The organism is Halovulum dunhuangense, assembly GCF_013093415.1.
GTDB lineage: Bacteria > Pseudomonadota > Alphaproteobacteria > Rhodobacterales > Rhodobacteraceae > Halovulum > Halovulum dunhuangense.
The window spans coordinates 379,863-399,190 of sequence record NZ_JABFBC010000001.1; the positions used below are offsets into that span (position 1 = coordinate 379,863).

At 65.7% G+C, this 19,328-nt stretch carries 22 protein-coding genes; 8 read left to right on the forward strand and 14 right to left on the reverse strand.

The annotated features are described in order from the left end of the window. Positions 1-46 precede the first annotated feature (46 nt). The 5 genes from HMH01_RS01800 to HMH01_RS01820 all read right to left on the reverse strand — a co-directional run bounded on the left by HMH01_RS01800 (position 47) and on the right by HMH01_RS01820 (position 3,715). The gene (locus HMH01_RS01800) at positions 47-607 is read right to left on the reverse strand and encodes a hemerythrin domain-containing protein (protein WP_171321896.1); all 561 of its coding nucleotides are present in this window, start codon (positions 605-607) and stop codon (positions 47-49) included. Positions 608-624: 17 nt separating this feature from the next. Next, positions 625-1,389, reverse strand: coding sequence for an ABC transporter permease (locus HMH01_RS01805; RefSeq protein ID WP_171321898.1), 765 nt, complete (start codon positions 1,387-1,389; stop codon positions 625-627). Beyond that, positions 1,386-2,177 (reverse strand): ABC transporter ATP-binding protein, encoded by a 792-nt coding sequence (locus tag HMH01_RS01810; RefSeq protein ID WP_171325144.1) that lies wholly within the window; start codon positions 2,175-2,177, stop codon positions 1,386-1,388. The genes HMH01_RS01805 and HMH01_RS01810 overlap by 4 nt, the downstream gene beginning before the upstream one ends. 51 nt (positions 2,178-2,228) lie before the next feature. Then, positions 2,229-3,236, reverse strand: a complete 1,008-nt coding sequence (locus HMH01_RS01815) for an ABC transporter substrate-binding protein (protein ID WP_171321900.1) — start codon at positions 3,234-3,236, stop codon at positions 2,229-2,231. 128 nt (positions 3,237-3,364) lie between these two features. Then, entirely contained in the window at positions 3,365-3,715 is a 351-nt protein-coding gene (locus HMH01_RS01820) for a hypothetical protein (RefSeq protein WP_171321902.1), read from the reverse strand. A 130-nt stretch (positions 3,716-3,845) separates the two neighbouring features. Here HMH01_RS01820 and HMH01_RS01825 point away from each other — a divergent pair, with 130 nt between their 5' ends. Continuing rightward, a complete protein-coding gene (locus HMH01_RS01825; protein WP_171321904.1) occupies positions 3,846-4,868 on the forward strand; it encodes an aspartate-semialdehyde dehydrogenase in 1,023 nt (340 codons plus the stop codon). Positions 4,869-4,943: 75 nt separating this feature from the next. Here HMH01_RS01825 and HMH01_RS01830 read toward each other — a convergent pair whose 3' ends face one another. From HMH01_RS01830 to HMH01_RS01840, 3 genes are read right to left on the reverse strand one after another with little or no spacing between them, the layout of a single operon-like run. Continuing rightward, complete coding sequence (locus HMH01_RS01830) at positions 4,944-5,255, reverse strand: P-II family nitrogen regulator (RefSeq protein ID WP_171321906.1); 312 nt, start codon at positions 5,253-5,255, stop codon at positions 4,944-4,946. A gap of 15 nt (positions 5,256-5,270) precedes the next feature. Next, a complete protein-coding gene (locus tag HMH01_RS01835; protein ID WP_171321908.1) occupies positions 5,271-6,245 on the reverse strand; it encodes a sodium-dependent bicarbonate transport family permease in 975 nt (324 codons plus the stop codon). A 42-nt stretch (positions 6,246-6,287) separates the two neighbouring features. Continuing rightward, the gene (locus HMH01_RS01840; protein ID WP_171321910.1) at positions 6,288-6,941 is read right to left on the reverse strand and encodes a carbonic anhydrase; all 654 of its coding nucleotides are present in this window, start codon (positions 6,939-6,941) and stop codon (positions 6,288-6,290) included. A gap of 125 nt (positions 6,942-7,066) precedes the next feature. Between HMH01_RS01840 and HMH01_RS01845 the strand changes: the two genes are divergently transcribed. The 3 genes from HMH01_RS01845 to HMH01_RS01855 all read left to right on the forward strand — a co-directional run bounded on the left by HMH01_RS01845 (position 7,067) and on the right by HMH01_RS01855 (position 9,737). After that, positions 7,067-7,435: a hypothetical protein gene (locus HMH01_RS01845; protein WP_171321912.1), complete on the forward strand. Its 369-nt coding sequence runs from the start codon at positions 7,067-7,069 to the stop codon at positions 7,433-7,435. Positions 7,436-7,518: 83 nt separating this feature from the next. After that, positions 7,519-8,907, forward strand: a complete 1,389-nt coding sequence (locus tag HMH01_RS01850) for a leucyl aminopeptidase family protein (protein ID WP_171321914.1) — start codon at positions 7,519-7,521, stop codon at positions 8,905-8,907. Continuing rightward, on the forward strand, positions 8,904-9,737 hold the full coding sequence (locus HMH01_RS01855; protein WP_171321916.1) for a C40 family peptidase: 834 nt from the start codon (positions 8,904-8,906) through the stop codon (positions 9,735-9,737). The genes HMH01_RS01850 and HMH01_RS01855 overlap by 4 nt, the downstream gene beginning before the upstream one ends. Here HMH01_RS01855 and HMH01_RS01860 read toward each other — a convergent pair. Next, positions 9,734-10,084 carry a DUF2794 domain-containing protein gene (locus HMH01_RS01860; protein ID WP_171321918.1) on the reverse strand — a complete coding sequence of 117 codons (351 nt, stop codon included), beginning with the start codon at positions 10,082-10,084 and terminating at the stop codon, positions 9,734-9,736. The two genes, HMH01_RS01855 and HMH01_RS01860, sit on opposite strands and share 4 nt — an antisense overlap. 279 nt (positions 10,085-10,363) lie before the next feature. On the opposite strand from HMH01_RS01860, the gene HMH01_RS01865 reads away from it, so the two are divergent. Further along, on the forward strand, positions 10,364-11,947 hold the full coding sequence (locus HMH01_RS01865; RefSeq protein WP_171321920.1) for a gamma-glutamyltransferase family protein: 1,584 nt from the start codon (positions 10,364-10,366) through the stop codon (positions 11,945-11,947). On the opposite strand, the gene HMH01_RS01870 is transcribed toward HMH01_RS01865, so the two are convergent. From HMH01_RS01870 to hspQ, 3 genes are all read right to left on the reverse strand, one after another. Beyond that, positions 11,941-13,707 carry an ABC transporter ATP-binding protein gene (locus HMH01_RS01870; protein ID WP_171321922.1) on the reverse strand — a complete coding sequence of 589 codons (1,767 nt, stop codon included), beginning with the start codon at positions 13,705-13,707 and terminating at the stop codon, positions 11,941-11,943. The two genes, HMH01_RS01865 and HMH01_RS01870, sit on opposite strands and share 7 nt — an antisense overlap. Then, positions 13,704-14,423, reverse strand: coding sequence for a fused DSP-PTPase phosphatase/NAD kinase-like protein (locus HMH01_RS01875; RefSeq protein ID WP_171321924.1), 720 nt, complete (start codon positions 14,421-14,423; stop codon positions 13,704-13,706). The genes HMH01_RS01870 and HMH01_RS01875 overlap by 4 nt, the downstream gene beginning before the upstream one ends. A 73-nt stretch (positions 14,424-14,496) precedes the next feature. Further along, positions 14,497-14,823 carry a heat shock protein HspQ gene (gene hspQ, locus HMH01_RS01880; protein ID WP_171325146.1) on the reverse strand — a complete coding sequence of 109 codons (327 nt, stop codon included), beginning with the start codon at positions 14,821-14,823 and terminating at the stop codon, positions 14,497-14,499. Positions 14,824-15,047: 224 nt separating this feature from the next. On the opposite strand from hspQ, the gene HMH01_RS01885 reads away from it, so the two are divergent. The 3 genes from HMH01_RS01885 (at position 15,048) to HMH01_RS01895 (ending at position 17,665) form a co-directional block, all read left to right on the forward strand. Continuing rightward, a complete protein-coding gene (locus HMH01_RS01885) occupies positions 15,048-15,644 on the forward strand; it encodes a transglycosylase SLT domain-containing protein (protein ID WP_425483571.1) in 597 nt (198 codons plus the stop codon). 76 nt (positions 15,645-15,720) lie between these two features. Then, a complete protein-coding gene (locus HMH01_RS01890; RefSeq protein WP_171321926.1) occupies positions 15,721-16,632 on the forward strand; it encodes a LysR family transcriptional regulator in 912 nt (303 codons plus the stop codon). Positions 16,633-16,747: 115 nt separating this feature from the next. Beyond that, entirely contained in the window at positions 16,748-17,665 is a 918-nt protein-coding gene (locus HMH01_RS01895) for a LysR family transcriptional regulator (protein WP_171321928.1), read from the forward strand. A gap of 150 nt (positions 17,666-17,815) precedes the next feature. On the opposite strand, the gene HMH01_RS01900 is transcribed toward HMH01_RS01895, so the two are convergent. Together HMH01_RS01900 and HMH01_RS01905 are read right to left on the reverse strand one after the other, a co-directional pair. Next, the gene (locus tag HMH01_RS01900; protein ID WP_171321930.1) at positions 17,816-18,748 is read right to left on the reverse strand and encodes an OmpA family protein; all 933 of its coding nucleotides are present in this window, start codon (positions 18,746-18,748) and stop codon (positions 17,816-17,818) included. Beyond that, complete coding sequence (locus HMH01_RS01905) at positions 18,745-19,320, reverse strand: peroxidase-related enzyme (protein WP_171321932.1); 576 nt, start codon at positions 19,318-19,320, stop codon at positions 18,745-18,747. The genes HMH01_RS01900 and HMH01_RS01905 overlap by 4 nt, the downstream gene beginning before the upstream one ends. Positions 19,321-19,328 lie beyond the last annotated feature (8 nt).

A 19,328-nucleotide genomic window follows, 5' to 3' on the forward strand; every position in this document is an offset into this window, starting at 1 on the left:
CGAGAGAATACTCTCGCCGTGCAACCGCGCAACGCCTCTTGCGGGCCTAGTCGCGGATGGCGTGTTCAAGGATCACCGGGACGACGATTTCCTCCTCGTCGGCCAGGTGGCGGTCGAGAAAGCCCGCGAAGGCATCGACGGATCGGTGGAAGACGCCCGCCTCGTTCCGGGCCGGCTTGCCGGCGGCAAGCGCCTGTAGCAGCGCGTTCGTGTGCCCGGTCAGGTCCGCCAGCAGTCCATCCATCGCGTGATGGTCCGCGTCCAGCAGCTCGAACGCCTCTTTCAGGCGCTTTTCGCGGTCACAGAGCATCGGGAAGTAATGCGCGTCCTCGATGTTGTGGTGGCCGTGCAGCTCGTTGATGAAGAACCCGGCCAGCCGATAGATGTTCTGCCCGAACTGGCGCGCATCTGCGTTGCGGTCCAGGTAGAGCTTCGTCTCCTGCTGCATGCGCTCCTGCACGTTGCGGAACATCAGGTGGCGGTCCAGCCAGAAGCTGGTCAGCCCGTTGAAGTTGGGATGGCCGGTCCACATCTCGCGCGGGTACTTGTCGGCAAGATAGCGAAGATGTTCGGGCAGGCCCGCCCGGCTGCGCAGGTCGAAGTCCATCGGGGATCGTCCAGGGTTCAGGTTTCCGCGCGCTCCGCCCATCCGGCGAAAATACGCTCGAGCATGACCACGATGTAGTAGAGAACGATGCCGAGAAAAGCCAGCGCGATCAGGACAGCGAACATCAGCGGATAGTCGGCGCTGATCTTGCCCGAGTCGAACAGGTGGCCCAGCCCGCGACCGTGCGGTTCGACGATCTCCATCAGGTTGGTGCCGATGAAAGCCAGCGTCACCGCCACCTTGAGCGCGCCGAAGAATTCCGGCAGCGTCTTGGGCAGGGCGATCTTCCAGAAGATCTGCATTCGCGTGGCCCCGAGTGCCCGCAGGATGTCGCGGTATTCCGGTTCCAGCGTGGAAAGCCCGATCGAGATCGACACCGCGATCGGAAAGAACGAGATCATGAAGGCGATGAGCACCGTGTTCAGGTCGTGCTGGCCGATGAAGATCAACGCGATCACCGGCACCACGGTTGCCTTGGGAACCGCGTTGAAGCCGACCAGCAGCGGGTAGAGCGCGTCCCGCATGGTGCGGGAAAAGCCCATCACCACGCCGAGTGCCACACCCACCACCACCGCCAGCAGCAGGCCCACCACCGTGCGCCAGAGCGTGTCCCAGCCATATTCGAGGAACAGCCAGCGGAATTTCCAGAAGGCAGGGCCAAGGTCCGAGGGCGACGCCATCTTGTAGTTTGGCCACTGGTTGACCCAGACCAGCCATTCCCACAGCAGCACGAAGACCAGCATCGCCGTCAACGGCACGAGGATCTTGCGCAGGTTTGTCATGCTGCCACCCGCCCCTGGGCGATCTTGATCTGGTCGCGCAGGATGTGAAGGTTCTCGGCCGACTCGGCGGTATAGAGATCGTCAAGCGTGCGGTCCGGGCCGAGCGGTACCTCCATCACGTATTGCGTGGTCGCGGGGCGGCCCGACAGCACGACCACCTGGTCGCCCAGGAACAGCGACTCGCGCAGGTCATGCGTTATCAGCACGCAGGTGAAGCTTTCCGCCTTTCGCAGGTCGTGCATGGTCTGCCACAGATCCTCGCGCGTGAAATTGTCCAGCGCGCCGAAGGGCTCGTCCAGGATCAGCACCTCGGGCTTGTGCACGATCGATCGGCAGAGCGAGGCGCGCTGGCGCATGCCGCCCGACAGTTCCGAGGGGCGCTTGTTCTCGAACCCCTCCAACCCGACCAGCCGCAGGAGCGACATGGCCCGCTCGCGCTGTTCGGTCCGCGACATGCTGGTGCCGACGATTTCCAGCGGAAGAAGCACGTTGTCGATGATCGTGCGCCATTCCAGGAGTACCGGGTTCTGGAACGCCATCCCCACCGTCTTGCGCGGGCCGCTCACTTTCTGCCCGTGCAGGCGCACCTCGCCCTGGTCGGGGGTCATCAGGCCGGCGATCAGGCGGGTGAGGGTGGACTTGCCACAACCCGAGGGGCCGACCACGGCGGTGAATGTGCCCGCCTGCGCCCGTATGTTCAGGTCGTTCAGAACGGGAAGCGGACCCGACGCCGTCTTGTAGGCGTGGGTGACGTGCGAAATCTCGATCAGTGGGTTGGGGTCTGGCATGGTCATGCAAGCTGACCCCGGCACGGACGGGCCGCGCCGGGGATCACAAGGTCACTGAAGCATCAGGCTGCCATCATCGGGCAGGAAGGCATCGGTGAAGTAAAGCGACGCGTCGGGCGCATTCTGGAACTCGTAGGTCTCGGCGATCTGTTCCAGTGCACGGGCCATCCGGTCCGGATCGACCTTGCCCATGCCGTTTTCCTTTACCCAGTCGGTCAGCACGGTGTCGCGGATCGCAAGTTCCAGCCGGCGCTGTTCCAGCGCCACGTCTGCGGCGGGGTTGCGTTCCGCCACCATCTGCGCGCCGGCGGCGGGGTCGGCGATCACGTCCTTCCAGCCCTGGGCGACCGCGCGCAGGAAGCCGGTCACCACTTCCGGGTTGGCTTCGGCGAATTCGGTGTTCGCGATGATGACGTTGCCGTAAAGCTCCAGGCCGTGGTCGGCCATCAGGATCACGGCGATATCCTCTTCGGGCACGCCCAGCCGCACCAGGTTGAGGAAGGACGAGAACGAGAAGCCGGTGATCGCGTCGACCTGGCCCTCGGCCAGCATCGGCTCGCGCGTCGGGAAGCCGACCGGCTCTACCGTGATCTGCGACATGTCCAGATCGTTGGCCGAGGCGAAGGCCGGGAACTGCGCCCAGGCCCCGTCGGGCGGCGGTGCGCCCAGCACCTTGCCTTCAAGATCCTTGGGCTCGGTCACGCCCCGGCTGACGCGGCCGACGACGGAAAAGGCGGGCTTGTCATAGACCATCATCACCCCGGTCACCGGTGCGCCGGGGTTCTGGTCGAGAAAGCGGACAAGGCTGTTGATGTCGGCAAAGCCCACCGGGAAGGCGCCTGTCGCCACCTTGGGGATCGCGTCGAGCGAGCCGGAACCGGCCGAGACTTCGACCTCGAGCCCCTCGGCGGCGAAATGGCCGTTGTCGATGGCCGCGAAATACGCGGCGCTGGGCCCTTCGAACACCCAGTCGAGCGCGAAGGGCACCTTGGTCTGCGCCGACGCGACGCCAGCCGCAAGGGCGGCGCCAAGCGTGGCGATGGCGATTGATCTGAACATGAAAGACCCCCTGTTGAACTGGTCCGGGCAAACGTCAGAGCATTGGATGCGGGCCTGCCGCACGGTCAAGGGCAAACGCCCAGCCCGACGGCAAACCGACCCGCCTGCCCGTTAATTGTGCAGTATTGTCAGGACCCGGGCAGCCTGTAAACGAATTCCGCACTCTGGCCGTGAAGGTTGTCGTTGGCGCGCAGGATGACTTCGGTCGTGCCCTCGGGAATGACCACGTCGAACAGGCTGCGGGTAAAGGGCTGTTCCGCGACATGCGGGTGCAGCAGATCCCTCGCCCCGAGCATGGTGCCGTCCGGAAGGTGGACCGTCCAGCCGTCGACGTAATGCTCCCAGCCGGTGTCCGCGTGCTCGACCGTCACATCGAAGCGCCAGCCGAAGCGGCCCTCGCGAGCCTCGACAGCAAGGATCTGCGGCACGTCGGCAAACGCCACCGCGGGAAACATCAGGACAGGGACCAGCCACCTCATCATCATTCCTGTTACCGCGACTGGCGCCCGGCCGCGCATAACCATCGCGTGAGCGGAAAATCCGCAATCCGCTTTCCTTTCGGGGGCCAAGACGGTAAGACACGCCCGCATTTTCCGAAAGGAGTCTCTTGTGGGCTATCGAGTTGTCGTTGTCGGCGCCACGGGTAACGTGGGCCGCGAAATGCTGAACATCCTGGCCGAGCGCCAGTTCCCGGTGGACGAGCTTGCCGCTCTGGCGAGCCGCCGTTCGCTGGGCACCGAGTGCAGCTTCGGCGACAAGACCGTCAAGACCCAGGACCTTGACACCTTCGACTTCACCGGCTGGGACATGGCGCTTTTCGCGATCGGCTCGGACGCGACGAAGATCTATGCGCCAAAGGCCGCCAAGGCCGGCTGCGTGGTGATCGACAACTCGTCGCTCTATCGCTACGACGCCGATGTTCCGCTGATCGTGCCGGAAGTGAACCCCGACGCGATCGAGGGCTATTCCAAGCGCAACATCATCGCCAATCCCAACTGCTCGACCGCGCAGATGGTGGTGGCGCTGAAGCCGCTGCACGATCGCGCGAAGATCAAGCGCGTGGTCGTCTCGACCTACCAGTCGGTTTCGGGGGCGGGCAAGGAAGCCATGGACGAGCTGTGGAACCAGACCAAGGGCATGTATGTCCCCGGTCAGGAGGTCGAGCCGTCCAAGTTCACCAAGCAGATCGCCTTCAACGTCATTCCCCATATCGACAAGTTCATGGAGGACGGGTCGACCAAGGAAGAGTGGAAGATGGTCGCCGAGACCAAGAAGATCGTGGATCCCGCAATCAAGCTTACCGCGACCTGCGTCCGCGTTCCCGTCTTTGTGGGCCACTCCGAGGCGCTGAACATCGAGTTCGAGGATTTCCTCGACGAAGAGGAAGCCCGCGAGATCCTGCGCGAAAGCCCGGGCATCATGGTCGTAGACAAGCGCGAGGATGGCGGCTACGTCACCCCGGTCGAATGCGTGGGCGATTTTGCGACCTATATCAGCCGCATCCGGCAGGATCCCACCATTGAGAACGGCCTGAACCTGTGGTGCGTCAGCGACAACCTGCGCAAGGGCGCCGCGCTGAACGCCGTGCAGATCGCAGAGCTGTTGGGCCGGCGCGTCCTGAAGAAGGGCTGAGCGCAGCCATATCGAAAAAACGGGCCGTCGCCTCCTGCATGGGCGGCGGCCCGTTTCGTCTTGCTGCGCGCGTTGTCAGAAACGCTCGGCCCTGAGCACCTGGCAGTCGGTGATCGACACCACGCCGACATGACGCTCGACCACGGCGAAGGCCGCGTCGAGTAGGGTGTCCACCCGCTCGGGCCGCACGATGCAGACCACGGCAACCATGCCGCCCGCCCGGCTGACCTGCCCTTCGCGGGACCAACGGCCGGACCTGCCGGAGCCGCCCAGCACCGGCAGCACGGTGAAGCCGGTGACCCCCGCCTTCGCCAGCGCCCGGGTCAGGCGTTCCTCCATCGGGGCTTCGATGATGATCTCCACCCGCTTCGCGGCATGGGTCTGCATGCCTCTCTCTCCTTGTCAGGCCACCAGCCCGCCGGCGGCAATGTAGATCGGTATCCCCACCGTCAGGTTGAAGGGAAAGGTCACGCCAAGCGACAGCGTCAGATAGATCGACGGGTTCGCCTCGGGCAGCGCCACGCGCATCGCGGCGGGCACGGCGATATACGAGGACGACGCCGCCAGCGTGACCAGCAGGGCCGCGCCGCCCGCCGACAGGCCCAGCAGCGCCGCGCAGCCAAGCGCCAGCGTGCCACCGATCAGCGGCATTGCAAGCCCGAACAGGATCACCGGCGGGCGCAGTTCGTTGCTGGCGTTGCGGAAACCGCGACCCGCGACCAATCCCATGTCCAGCAGGAACAGGCAGAGCACCCCCTTGAACGGCGCCACGATGAAGCTGGAGATTTCCTCAAGCCCGGCCGGGCCGGTGATCCAGCCGATCGCGAAGGAGCCGACCAGCAGCACGATGGAGCCGTTCAGCAGGATCTCGCGCAGAAGCCCGTCCTCGTTGGGGTGCGTCTCCTTGCGCCCGCGGCTGACCAGCCACAACGCCGACAGGATCGCCGGCGCCTCCATCGCGGCGGCCACGGCGACCATGTAGCCCTCGTACAGGATCCCGGCGCTGCCCAGCGCCGATGTCGCCGCCACGAAGGTGACGACCGAGATCGACCCGTAATGCGCCGCCACCGCGGCGGCATCGACCACCGACAGGCCCGAGACGGTTCGCAGGATGCCGAAGGCGATCAGCGGGATGGCGAAGGACAGTGCCACGCCCGCCAGAAGCGTCGCCACGAGATCTGCTCCGACGCCGCTTTCGGCGACGCTGACACCGCCCTTGAAGCCGATGGCGAACAGCAGGTAGAGCGACAGCGCCTTCGCCGCCGCCTCGGGCACGGTCAGGTCCGAGCGCGCGAGCGCCGCCGCGAAGCCGAGCGCGAAGCTGAGCACCATGGGCGACAGGACGTTGGCGGCGGCGAGTGAGAGCAGGCTATCCATGTCCGTTCCCGAGGTTGACCGGCATCGTTCCGGCGCGATCCATCAGACGTGAAGGAATTTGTCCAGATACGCGTCGTAATGTTCCAGCGCGCCGGTGCCGATATCGTTCCAGAGCCCGTGAAGCGCAAGATCCCCGCTATCCACCCCGTCGCTGACATAGGGAAAGGTCAGCACGTTGCGCAGGCTGACCAGCACCGCCGCCTTTTCCAACGCCTGAAGCCGCGCCGGCTTGTCGTTCATGCCGGCCACCGCCGCGTGCTCTCCTCGCAGAAGATCCAGCCAGCGGCCGACGAAGCTGGTAGGCTCCTCGAGTTCCGCGGCTTCGCCCCGGCACATGCCGTCGCAGGCGTCCACGCCGCCGCAATTGGAATGACCGAGCACAAGAAGATGCGAGACCCGCAGCACCCGCACCGCGTATTCGATCGCGGCGGAAGTGCCGTGCAGGTCGCCGTCAGGGTTGTAGGGCGGGATCAGGCTGGCGATGTTGCGGTGGATGAAGAACTCGCCCATGTCCGCCCCGAAGATCGAGGTGACATGGACCCGGCTGTCGCAGCACGACACGACCATCGCCCTGGGCCGCTGGCCTTCGTCGGCAAGCCGCTTGTACCAGCTGTGGTTTTCCTCGAAATCCGTGGCCTTCCATCCCTTGTAGCGCTGGACAAGGAATTTCGGCAGGGGGCGCGCCGGAAGGGGCATGGCAGGCTATCCTATCGTTTGTGGCCCGAGACTATCGCCTGCCGCCAGACGTGACCAGCCGAAGCTAACCCATTCTTCAATCTTGCGGCCTAGTTGTGGGGTGGGGAAACAAAAGGGGTACGGGCATGGCACAGGTCGTGCGCATCCGAAGGCGTGAGGCCGTGGTTCTGGATCACGGGGTTCTCGCGGCGCTGCGGGCCGATCATGGCCCTCACGGCGGGGCAGAGATCGTCCATGACGCCTGTTTCGGCATTGTCGAGGCGTTGACCCGCTTCGAGATCGCCACCGCCTGCGGGCTGAGGGACGAGGCGAAGGCGCTTGCCGGACGGGTGGCGGGGCTTGCCGGCGGTGTCGGGCTGAGCGGGTTGGCGGCGGCAGCCCGCGCTGCCGAGGACGGGCAGGCGTCGGTCGATACGGTGACGCGCATCGCCACGGCCCAGCGCATGATCAGGGTGGCCGAAGCGGCGCTTTCGGAGGTGCTCGACAGGTCCTGACGGGCCTGCGGGAACCGCTTGGCATTTCCGGTGGCGGGATTAGGCTGTGGCGCGAGCCGAACCAGCCCGAAGGAGTCCCCCCGATGTCCGAACGTTTCGCCGCCCCCGCGCAGGATACCATTCCGCTGCGCGTCCTCTCGCCCGGCGAGGTCGAGGGCTGGCGCGCGACCCTGTCCGGCTTTGAACTTGCCCAGATCGACGCGCATGGATTTTCCGGCAAGCTGGGCGAGGTGCGCATCCTGTTCGATGCCAAGGGTCGCGTCGCTTCCGGTGTGGTCGGCTTCGGCACCCCGAAGGATCGCGCCCGCCAGCAGTACCCGCTGGGCGGCGTTGCCGCCAGACTGCCCGCCGGCACCTATGCGCTGTCGGAAGGGATCGCCGGTGCGGATCTTGAGAATGCGGCGCTTGCCTGGCTGCTGTCGGCCTATCGTTTCACCCGCTACAAGGACGCAAGCGCGCAGGGCGCCCGGCTGGTCGCGCCCGAGGGTCTGGATGCCGCGCGGCTCGAGGCAGAGGCCGCCGCCGTCGCGCTGACCTCCGATCTTGTCAATACTCCTGCGAACGAGATGGGACCGGAGGCGCTGGAATACGCCGCGCTGGACCTGGCCGAGCGTTTCGCCGCGCCGGTTTCGGTGATCCGTGGCGCCGATCTTCTGGCGCGCGACCTGCCGATGATCCACACCGTCGGCCGCGCCGCAGCGCAAGAGCCGCGGCTGATCGATTTCAGCTGGGGCGATCCCTCGCACCCCAGGGTGACGCTGGTGGGCAAGGGGGTCTGCTTCGACACCGGCGGCCTGAACCTGAAACCGGGTTCGTCCATGGGCCTGATGAAAAAGGACATGGGCGGTGCCGCGACAGTGCTGGGGCTGGCGCAGCTGATCATGGGCCTGAAGCTGCCGGTGCGGCTGCGCGTCCTGATCCCCGCTGTGGAGAATTCCGTTTCGGGCCCTTCCTTTCGCCCCGGCGACGTGCTGCGCGCCCGCAACGGTCTGACGGTCGAGATCAACAACACCGATGCCGAGGGCCGGCTGATCCTGGCCGATGCGCTGGCGCTCGCCTGCGAGGAAAAGCCCGAGATCCTCGTCTCGATGGCCACGCTGACGGGCGCAGCCCGCGTCGCGCTGGGCCCCGATGTGCCGCCCTTCTTCACCGATGACGAGGCGGTCGCCACGGATCTTGCCGGCGCCTCTGTCCGCCGCTGGGATCCGCTATGGCGACTGCCTTTCTGGAACCCCTACGAGGAGATGATCGAGCCAGACATCGCCGATCTGGACAACGCGCCGAAGGGCGGCTTCGCGGGGGCGATCACGGCGGCCCTGTTCCTGCGCCGCTTCACCGAAGGCGCGGGCGCCTATGTCCATGTCGACTGCTACGCCTGGACGCCGACGGCCAAGCCCGGCCGACCGAAGGGCGGCGCCAGCCAGGGCGCGCGGGCCCTGTTCGACATGCTGTCCCGTCGCTACGCGGCATGAGCGACCCGCGTCTCACACCGGCCCGGGCGGACCTTGCGGCGGCGCATCTTCGCGGCGTGATCGACGCGCCGCGCTACGCCGAGGGGCGGCCGATGCGGGTGTGCGTGCCGGTGCTGGGAATGACGGCCGACCCGGCGGGACAAGGCGCCTTTGTGACCGAACTGGTCTTCGGCGAGGAAGTGACCGTCTATGACGAGGATCGCGAGACGGGCCTCGCCTGGGCGCAGGTCGTGGCCGACGGCTATGTCGGCTATGTCCGGGCCGAAGGGCTTGAACCGGCCGCCGCTGCCACGCATCTGATCGCCACCCGCAGCGCGCAACTTTATACCGCCCCGCGGCTGAAGCTGCCGCCCGTGCTGACCCTGCCCCACTTGGCGCGGGTGACGGTGGTCCGAACCACGGAGGGATATGCGCAACTCGATGGCGGGTTGTGGTGTCCGCTGCCCTGTCTGACTGGGGCCGCCACGACAGGTCCCGATTTTGTCGCCATCGCCGAACGGTTCCTTGGCGCGCCCTATCTCTGGGGCGGGCGCAGCATCTTCGGGCTGGACTGTTCGGCGCTGGTGCAACTTTCGCTGTCCGCAGCCGGGACTGCCGCGCCGCGCGACTCCGACCAGCAGGAGGCGGCGCTCGGCAATCCGGTCACAGGCCAGTGGCGGCGTGGGGACCTGGTGTTCTGGAGGGGCCATGTCGGGATCATGCTTGACGAAGGCCGGCTGATCCATGCCAATGCGCACCACATGGCTGTCGTGATCGAACCCGTCGCCGACACGATCGCCCGTGTCGCGGGCACCCCGACGGGACAGGTGACTTCGGTCCGGCGACTCTAGTCGCCGACGGCGCGGATCAGCTTCTTCTCAAGTACCCGCAATACGGTGCGCAGGTCGTTGCCGCGCTTCAGCACGCGGCCGTCCATGCCGATCACCGAATACTGCCCCTGCCGCTGGGCGAGCGCGGGGCGCTTCTCGATCCGGTAAAGCGGGTGTTCCGTGGCGCGGCGGAAGACCGAGAACACGGCCACCTCGCGCAGCATCGAGATGCCGTAGTCACGCCATTCCCCTATCGCCACCATCCGCCCGTAGAGCGGCATGATGATCGACAGCTCGTTGCGGTGAAAGCTCACCTGGTCCGGTGTTGTCTGGATCGGGGTGACCGTCGCTAGGGGGGGCTGTACCATACGCAAAACTGTCGGTCATACGACAGGCTTTGGCAAGCCGCATCGCGGCTTCACAAATCCTAATCTGACCACAATTAGAGCAACGCTTTGCCCTGATGGCACGGCATCCAAAGGTTGTGGCTCTTGTGTGAGCTTCGCTCTGGTGCTGCCAGATCCCAGCCCCCACACGGTCTGGCGGCACCAGAGGCAAAAACCCCAACGGTTTCCTCGAATTGCATGACGCGAGCGGTTCTGGTGCTATACCGGCCATAATGTTGTCCCTTGCAACCGAGCCGATCGATGCGTGACTTCCATGCCCCTGAGCGTTCCCTTGTTCTTGCCGTGAACGGCATGGCGGCCACGTCGCACCCGCTTGCCTCGCAGGTGGCGATTGAGCTGCTGCGACAGGGTGGAAACGCCGTCGATGCCGCCATCGGTGCCGCCGTTCTTCTGGGGATATGCGAGCCGCACATGACCGGGCTGGGCGGCGATTGCTTCGTGCTGCTGAAGCGCCCCGGCAGTGACGAGGTGATCGGGCTGAACGGATCCGGCCCCGCGCCGCGTGGCTTCGATGCAGAGCGGCTGCGCGCGGCTGGCCATACCGCGATCCCGCTGCACAGCGCCGATGCGGTGACGGTACCGGGCGCGGTCGATGCCTTCGTGCGGATGGCGCGCGATCACGGGCGGCTGGGGCTTGATGCGGTACTGGCGCCCGCGATTCGATATGCCGAGGAAGGGGTGCCGGTCGCACCGCGGGTGGCCTTCGACTGGGCGGCGGAACAGGGCGCGCTGCAGGGCGCCGCGCGGGATCTGTTCCTGAGCGATGGCCAAGCGCCGCGCCAGGGCCAGATCTTTCGGGCGCCGCGGCAGGCGGCGCTCTTGCGGCGCATCGCGAAGGAAGGGCGCGCGGGATTCTATGAGGGGCCGGCGGCCGAGGACATGGTCGCCGCCCTCCGGGCTGCTGGCGGCAGTCACACGCTCGAGGATTTCGCGGCGGCCGAGACGGAGTATGTCACCCCCATCCGCGGCCCTTATCGCGGAACCGAACTGATCGAACTGCCACCCAACGGCCAGGGGGCCACGGCGCTTCTGATGGCGCGGATTCTGGAGCGGTTCGAGATAGCGACGCTCGACCCGACGGGTGCCGCAAGGATCCATCTTGAGGCCGAGGCCGCGAAGCTTGCCTATGATGCGCGCGACCGCTTCATCGGGGATCCGGCGCTGTCCATGCGGTATCTCGACCATATGCTGAGCGATGACACCGCCGAGGGGCTTGCGGCGCTGATCGATCCCGGGCGGGCGATGCAAGGCCCTGCCGCACTGACCGAGTCGGTGCATCGCGACACGGTCTACCTGACGGTCGTGGACCGCGACCGGATGGCGGTGTCGCTGATCTATTCGCTGTTCCACGCCTTCGGGTCTGGTATCGCCGCGCCCGGGGCCGGGATCCTGTTCCAGAACCGTGGCGCCGGCTTTACCCTTGCGGCGGGCCATCCGAACGAGGCGGGTCCGGGCAAGCGGCCGATGCACACGATCATCCCCGCCATGCTCGCACGCGAGGGGCGCGTTCTCATGCCGTTCGGTGTGATGGGCGGCCAGTACCAGGCGGCGGGGCATGTGCGGTTCCTGTCGAACATGCTGGATTTCGGAATGGACCCGCAGCAGGCGATCAACCATCCGCGCAGCTTCCCGCAGGACGGTGCCTTGCGGCTGGAGCGGGGGTATCCGGCAGCACTTCACGCCGAACTGGCGGCACTTGGCCATCGGATCGAGGTGCCGGATGGACCGATGGGCGGCGCGCAGGCCATCGCGATCGACGATGAACTCGGCATCCTTGTCGGCGCATCCGATCCGCGCAAGGACGGCTGCGCGCTGGGTTACTGAGCGGCGGCTTCCGTGTCGCGGAACTGGAGCGCGTAGAGCTGGGCATAAAGCCCGCCGCGCGACAGCAACTCTTCGTGGCGGCCCTCATCCACCAGCTGGCCGCGGTCCATCACGAGGATGCGGTCCGCATCGCGGATCGTGGCCAGCCGGTGTGCGATCACCAGCGTGGTGCGGCCGTGTGCCAGCCGGTCGAGCGCCGTCTGGATCACCTGTTCGGACCGCGCGTCCAGCGCCGATGTCGGCTCGTCCAGCAGCAGAACGGGCGCGTCCCGCAGCATCGCGCGGGCGATGGCCACGCGCTGGCGTTGCCCGCCCGAAAGGTTGGACCCGCGCGGCCCCGCCGGGCTTTCCAGCCCCTTCGCAAGGTCGCGGGCGAAGTCCGTGACCATGGCGCGCTCGGCCGCGGCCTCGACTTCGCTGTCGGTCGCGTCGAGGCGGCCGAGAAGGATGTTCTGGCGGATCGTCTCGTCGAAAAGCGCCGCGTCCTGGCTGACCTGCGCGAAATGGGACCGCAGGGCGGCGACGTCGAAATCCTGGACACTGGTTCCACCGATGGTCACCCGTCCCGATTGCGGTTCGATCAGGCGGGTCAGCAGGTTGAACACCGTGCTCTTGCCCGCGCCGGAAGCCCCCACGAGCGCGGTCGTCTGACCGGCCCGCGCGGTGAAGCTCAGGCCGCGCAGGACGGGTTGCCCGTCATAGGCGAATTCCACGTTCTCGAAGACCAGATCCCCGTCGCGCGCCGGACGGACGGCAGGCGCGACCGGCCGGTTGATGATCGTCGGGCGCTCGTCGAACAGGGTGTAGAGCCGTTCAAGACTGGCCATGGCCGCCTGGATGAGGCCGCTGACGCCGGACAGCCTGCGCATCGGGTCGAGCAAGAGCGCCATGGCGGTGAAGAAGGACATGAATTCGCCGACGGTCTTGTCCCCGGCGATGATCTGCTGGCCGCCGAAATAGAGCACGCCCAGAAAGCCGATCGCTGCCAGAAGGTCGATCATGGCAGGCATCGCCGCCTGCCGCGCCTGGTTCGACCGTTCGGACTTGAAATAGCGGTCGACGGATTCGGTAAAGCGGGCGCGCTCGTGTTCCTCGAGCGTGTTCACCTTGATCGCGAGGATGCCGTGAAAGATCTCGTCCAGCCGGTTGGATATCCCGGCCGAGCGTTCGCGCGCGGCCCGTGCCGTGCGCCGGATGCCCTTTTGCAGGCGCAGCAGCGGAAGCGCGATCAGCGGCAGGCCCACGAAGACCAGGAGCGCCCAGCGCCAGTCGATCCAGAACACGACCGCCGCAAGGGAGATCATGCTGACCGTGTCGCGGCCGAGTGTGATGAGCACCCCGCTTGCCGCGCCCTGAAGGGCCTGCGCATCGCCGCGCACCCTTTCGATCAGGGCGCCGGGCGGGTTGCGCTGGAAGAACAGCGTATCGAGTTGCAGCAGGTGCGCGGTCAGATCCTTCTGGATCGAGGTGACGATCCGCAGGCCCGTCCGCACCACCAGGTAGCGATGCACGAAGCCGGAAACGGCGCGCAGCGTGAAGAGCACGAAGATTGATCCGGCGATCAGCCCGACCGCGGCCTGGTCCCCGCCCAGGAACACCCGGTCGAACATCGGCTGGATCATGTAGCTGAGCAGGCCCAGCATGCCCCCCTCGATCGTCATGAGAACGAGCGCGACAAGCAGAACGGCCTTGTGACGCGAGATGTATTCCTGCCACACCCGTCCGAGCAGGGCGCGCGGGGGTGTAGGGGCTGGTGTCATTCTCGCAGCAGGATCCTTGTGGCTATGCGTTCCGAGTGCCGGCATTCCTTGAATGCCGCTTCGATACGGTCAGGGGCATACTCTGTTCTGATCCACTCCACAAATCCGATCTGCCGCGCGGCATTGGCTGCTCTGTAGCATTCGAAGAAGGCGTCGAGCACGCCTGCCCGGCTGCGGCGAAAATGGAGGTAGCGCGGCGAAAGCTGGCGGGCGGCTGCCTCGGGCGTCGCGCCCTCGATTGCGAGCATCCAGATCCCGGCGGCAAAGCCGGCGCGATCCGCACCAGACTTGCAATGGATCATCACTGGGCGCTGAAGGGATTTCAGCATGTCGATGAAGTCGAGCAGGGTCTGCGGATCGGGCAGCTTGCGCGAGCTCATGGGAAAGTTTATCAGCCCGACGCCTTCGGCGGTGCAGGCTTCCCTCTCGTAGAAATAGGGGCCGCCCTTGCTCTCGCCACGCAGGTTCACGATCGTTTTCAGGCCCCGCCGTGCCATCCGGCGAACGGTCAGCGGTCCTGGCTGGCTGCCGCATGTCACGCCCTGTGCGATTTCCCGCCGGTTCGGGTTGATCGCCCGCAGGACCCCGTGATCGACGAACATCATGTCGATCCAGGCATGCCAGCGTGCCGAGGGATCATCTAGACGGTCGCACCAACCTTGACGCCACGCGGTCTTGAGTGACCGTCGCGGCGTAGTGCCCGCGATTTCAACCATCTGCAGTGTTCCCCCTAATAATCGTTATTCTCGTCAATCCCTGCACAAGGGGCAACGCCAACAGACTTCCGCTTCAATGAAGCGGGCCACCAAGATCATACTTGCCGTCATTCAGATGGCCGAAGAGTTCGCCGACTTCCGGATGGTCGACAGGTTCTCCGCTGTCGTCCCTGACAAGGTTCTGCTCTGAGACGTAGGCCGTGTAGTAGGACGTCTCGTTCTCGGCCAGGAGATGATAGAAGGGCTGGTTCTTTGCCGGCCGGTTTTCCGCCGGAATCGAGTTGTACCATTCCTCTGTATTGTTGAAGACCGGGTCGACATCGAAGATTACACCGCGAAACGGGTGAAACCGATGGCGGACGACCTGCCCGATAGCGAATTTGGCCTGGGTCTTCAGCATTCCGTCACCTGCACTCATCTCGGGCCCTTGGTAATGGCCAAAGCCGCGTGTGTCCATATCGACGCCATGAAGCAGAGCCGTCAGGTTCTGCCAGACACAACCCTGCCTTGCCGCTTTGCCGGTCGTCATGACGATTCCGGGAAGCCGGATGATCAGTACTTCAAGAATTTGGCAAAATCAGGCATACTGCCCGTCAAAAGTGCAAAAGCACGGATCGAGCAGACATGGCACATTCCTTCAGGCGGGCGCTGACCCGTTTCGCTGTAATTTCCCTTGTGGTCCTCACAGCCTGCTCCGGCGGCAGCGAAGGGCCGCCCAGCAACGCCGAAAATGCGTGCATGATCAAGCGCGAGCGGCCGTCGTGGTTCCGCGCCATGGCGGCCACGGAAAAGCGCTGGGGCGTTCCGGTGAACGTGCAGCTTGCGACCTTCTATCAGGAAAGCTCGTTCCGACCCAAGGCGCGGACGCCACGCCGGTACTTTCTGGGCTTCATCCCTGCGGGCCGCGTCTCGACGGCCTATGGATACGCGCAAGCGATCGACGGCACCTGGGAATGGTATCAGCGCGATACCGGAAAACGCCGGGCAAAGCGGGACCGCTTTGCGGATGCAAGCGACTTCATGGGCTGGTACATGGCCCGCACGACCCAGACGGCCGGCGTGCACCCGCACGATGCCTATAACCAGTACCTCGCCTATCACGAGGGGCACAGCGGGTTTCAGCGCGGCAGCTACAACCGCAAGCCCTGGCTGCAGAATACCGCCGCGCGGGTGCAGTCGCGGGCCAACACTTACGCCGCGCAGCTGGCCAGCTGTTCCTGAGATAAACGGCGAAGCTTCTTGAATTGTTGCGCCTGTCGCCAATATACCGGCGACAGTCGTTTATTGGAGTTCCTGCATGGACAGACTCAGCGAGATGGAGGCTTTTGTCGCCGTCGTGGATCAGGGGGGGTTCACCGACGCCGCGAAAAAGCTGGGAATGTCCAAGTCGGCGATCTCCAAGCATGTCTCATCGCTCGAGGCGCGGCTGGGTGCGCGGCTGCTCAATCGCACCACGCGGCGGGTCAACCCGACCGAGATCGGTCTTGCCTATTACGACCGTGCGACCACGGTCCTGACCGGCGCGCTTGAGGCGGACGAGATGGTCAATGCCATGCAGACCGCCCCGCGCGGGGCGCTGCGCGTGTCCGTCCCGGTCAGCTTCGGCATCAGCCAGGTGTCCGGCCTGGTGGGCGAATTCCTGAACGAGTACCCGGAAGTGTCGGTGAACATGGTGCTCGATGACCGTTTCGTGGAACTGGTCGCCGAGGGCTTCGATGTCGCCATCCGCATCGGCCGGCTGGAGGACAGCACGCTGCGCGCACGCAAGCTGGCCGAAAGCCGGGCGCTGATCGTGGCAAGCCCGGGCTACCTGGCAATGCATGGCACGCCCGAGACCATCGACGATCTGGCCGATCACACGCTGCTTCACTATTCCAACCTGTCCACAGGCAACTTCTGGCGCCTGCGGACGAAATCCGGCGAAGAGCGTCACGTCCGCGTGGGCGGGCGGCTGACCGCGAACAATGGCGAAAGCCTGCGGCGTGCTGCCGAAAGCGGGCTGGGAATCGGGCTGGTGCCGTCCTTCATCCTGGGCCGTGCGGTCGAAGAGGGGCGGCTGGTGGCGCTTCTGCCGGATGTCGAACAGGACATGCTGGGGATCTATGCCGTCTACCCGCCGGGTCGGTTCACCCAGCCAAAGGTCCGTGCCTTCATCGACTTCCTTGCGGACCGTCTGAAGGGCCGTGGCCCGGACGTCTGGCCCGAGTAACGCATCTGCCAGTCAGAATCGTTGCATCGCAGCAGAATTGTTGCAACGCACAAGTACCGGTCCGCCGGCGCAGACGGCCTGCGCCCTTCTCCGGACCGAAGCCACAGGTGGGCATATGGAACTTTCATCGCAGATGATCCTTTTTGCCCGGGTGGCAGAGCAGGGCAGCTTTTCCGCCGCCGCCCGCGACCTGAGCCTGACGCCCTCGGCGGTCAGCAAGCAGATCAGCGCGCTCGAGGACAGTCTGGGGATCCGGCTGTTGACCCGCACCCAGCAGGGCATCTGCCTGACCGAAGAGGGGCGCGTGTTCTACGACCGTTGCCATTCCGTCGCGGCAATGGTCGCAGAGACGCGCGACCTGTTCGAATCGATGTCCGACCATCCGCGGGGCGTGCTGCGGGTGCATTGCACGGTCGCCTTCGGCAAGGCGCAGATCCTGCCGATCCTGCCCGCCTATCTGGAAACCGTGCCGGAGGTGACCGTCGATCTGGAACTGACCGACCGGCAGGTGGATATCGTCAGCGAAGAGGTTGACGTCAGCATCCGGTTTTCCGAGCAGATCGACAATTCGACGCTAATCGCGCGAAAGCTGGCGCCGAACAGGCGGGTGATCTGTGCCGCGCCCTCGTACATAGAGCGTCGTGGCCTGCCGGAACGGCCATCCGACCTGGCGGGACACAATTGCCTGCGCCTGTCCACGGTCGAGAAATGGAACGACTGGCGCTTCGTCGAGGGCGGCGACCCGATCAGCGTCCAGGTGACGGGTAATTTCGAGGCGAACAGCGCCGATGCCGTCTATCACGCGGCGCTGGCAGGCATGGGGATCGCACGGCTTTCCACCTATCTGGTCGGCGACGACATCGCCGAGGGCCGGCTGTTGCGGCTTCTGCCCGACTATGTCCAGACCGGGTCGTCCATCTACGCGATATACCCCGAGCGGCGGAACCTTGCGCCCAAGCTGCGCAGTTTTCTCGATTATCTGACGGGCCATTTCGGCAAGGTGCCACCGTGGGAGCGGCGGGCCGGGCTTTGACCGCAGGGCAAAGCGGCTTTGCCGATTCCGGGGCTGTCGTCCATGGGCTGATCGGTTATTTATCAATCATCGCTTCGGCGATTGCCCGTTCCGGGCATTTCCTCCCTAGACTTGGGCCGCAGTTTTGCGGCCCATTTTTTTTGCCCGTTCCTACCGCGGGATTACCTCGACCCGCCGGTTCAGCGCGCGACCCTCGGGGGTCGTGTTGCTGGCGCGGGGGGCAAGAAAGCCCGCGCCTTCCGCGGACAGGCGTTCGGCGGGGATGCCGTGACTTTCGATCAGCGCACGGCGCACCGCCTCTGCCCTGATGCGGGAAACCTCGATGTTGGCGGCAAGCCCGCCTTCGTTGTCCGTGTGTCCCACGAGGATCACCGAAAGCGCCGGATCCGCGCGCAAGAGGGCCGCCAGCGGCTCGAGAGCCGCGATCGCCTCGGCTTCCAGGCGGCGGGCGCCTGGCGCGAAGGCGACCCTTTCCAGCACGGCCCGCCCCTCCTGTCGCAGCCTGGCCCCCAGGTCGTCCGTCGATGACGGGTTCGCAGCGCCCGTTAGGCCCGACGCTTCCGGTACGCGCAGGACTGGCAGCGCCTCGGCCGCTTCCGTCACCTCTATCGCCTGCACGAAACCGCCGCGTGGCGAGCGTGACAGGATCAGCCCGATATGCGCGCCATCCCGCCGGGCGGTCAGAGCCCGAAAATCGGTCAGATCGAACTCCATCGCGGGGGCCGGGAGCACGCGGTTTGCAAAGCGGAAATCGAAGCCGCCGCAGCCCTCGGACTCGCACTCGAAGACCGGGCGGTATCCGGCACTCTCCAGTTGCGGCCGAAGCCCCCGAAGGACGCTCAGGGGCTCGCCGCTCCCGGCGGGGATGCGCCAGGTCCGGATCAGGACCCGGCCCTCCAGCGTGATGCCGGGGGTGTCGTCTGCGCCGTGCCGCCCGGTCGGCAGGCGCACCGAACCCGGATCCTCGACAAGGCGCGCGGTCTCGACCGTACCCTCGGGCAGCGCCAGCGGCGTTTCCTGCGCCGTTGCCGGGGGCACGAACAGCAGGGCCGCCACGATACAGGCGATGGCTGCGCGGTTCATCTGCCGCGGGCGTGATATTCCGGGTTGGGCTGCATGCCCACCGCCGAGGCAAGCCGGTTCGACATGTTGAAGAATGCGGCGACTGCGGCGATGTCCCAGATGTCTCGGTCCGAGAAGCCGGCATCGCGCAGCTTCCGGCGATCCGCCTCCTCGATGCTGGCGCTGTCCGTGGTGATCCTGACCGCGAAATCCAGCATGGCGCGCTGGCGCGGGCTCAGGTCGGCCACGCGGTAGTTCATCACCAGTGCCTCGCCCAGTTCCGGGTTGCCCGACAACTCGCGTACCGCTGCGCCATGCGCGACCTGGCAATACCAGCAGCGGTTGGCCGAAGAGACCGCCACCGCGATCATCTCCCGCTCGAGCTTGGAAAGCCCGCTCTGCCCCAGCATCAGGTCGTTGTAGACGGCGGTGAAGGCGTTGAGCTTCTCCACGTCGAAGGCATGCGCCTTCAGGACGTTGGGGACTAGGCCCAGCTTCTCCTCGCAGATCCTGAAGTATTTCGCCGTCGCGTCCGGCAACGGATCGACCATCGGCAGGTCCAGCGCGGTCGGACTGTCGGTATCCATATGCATCGCCGTGT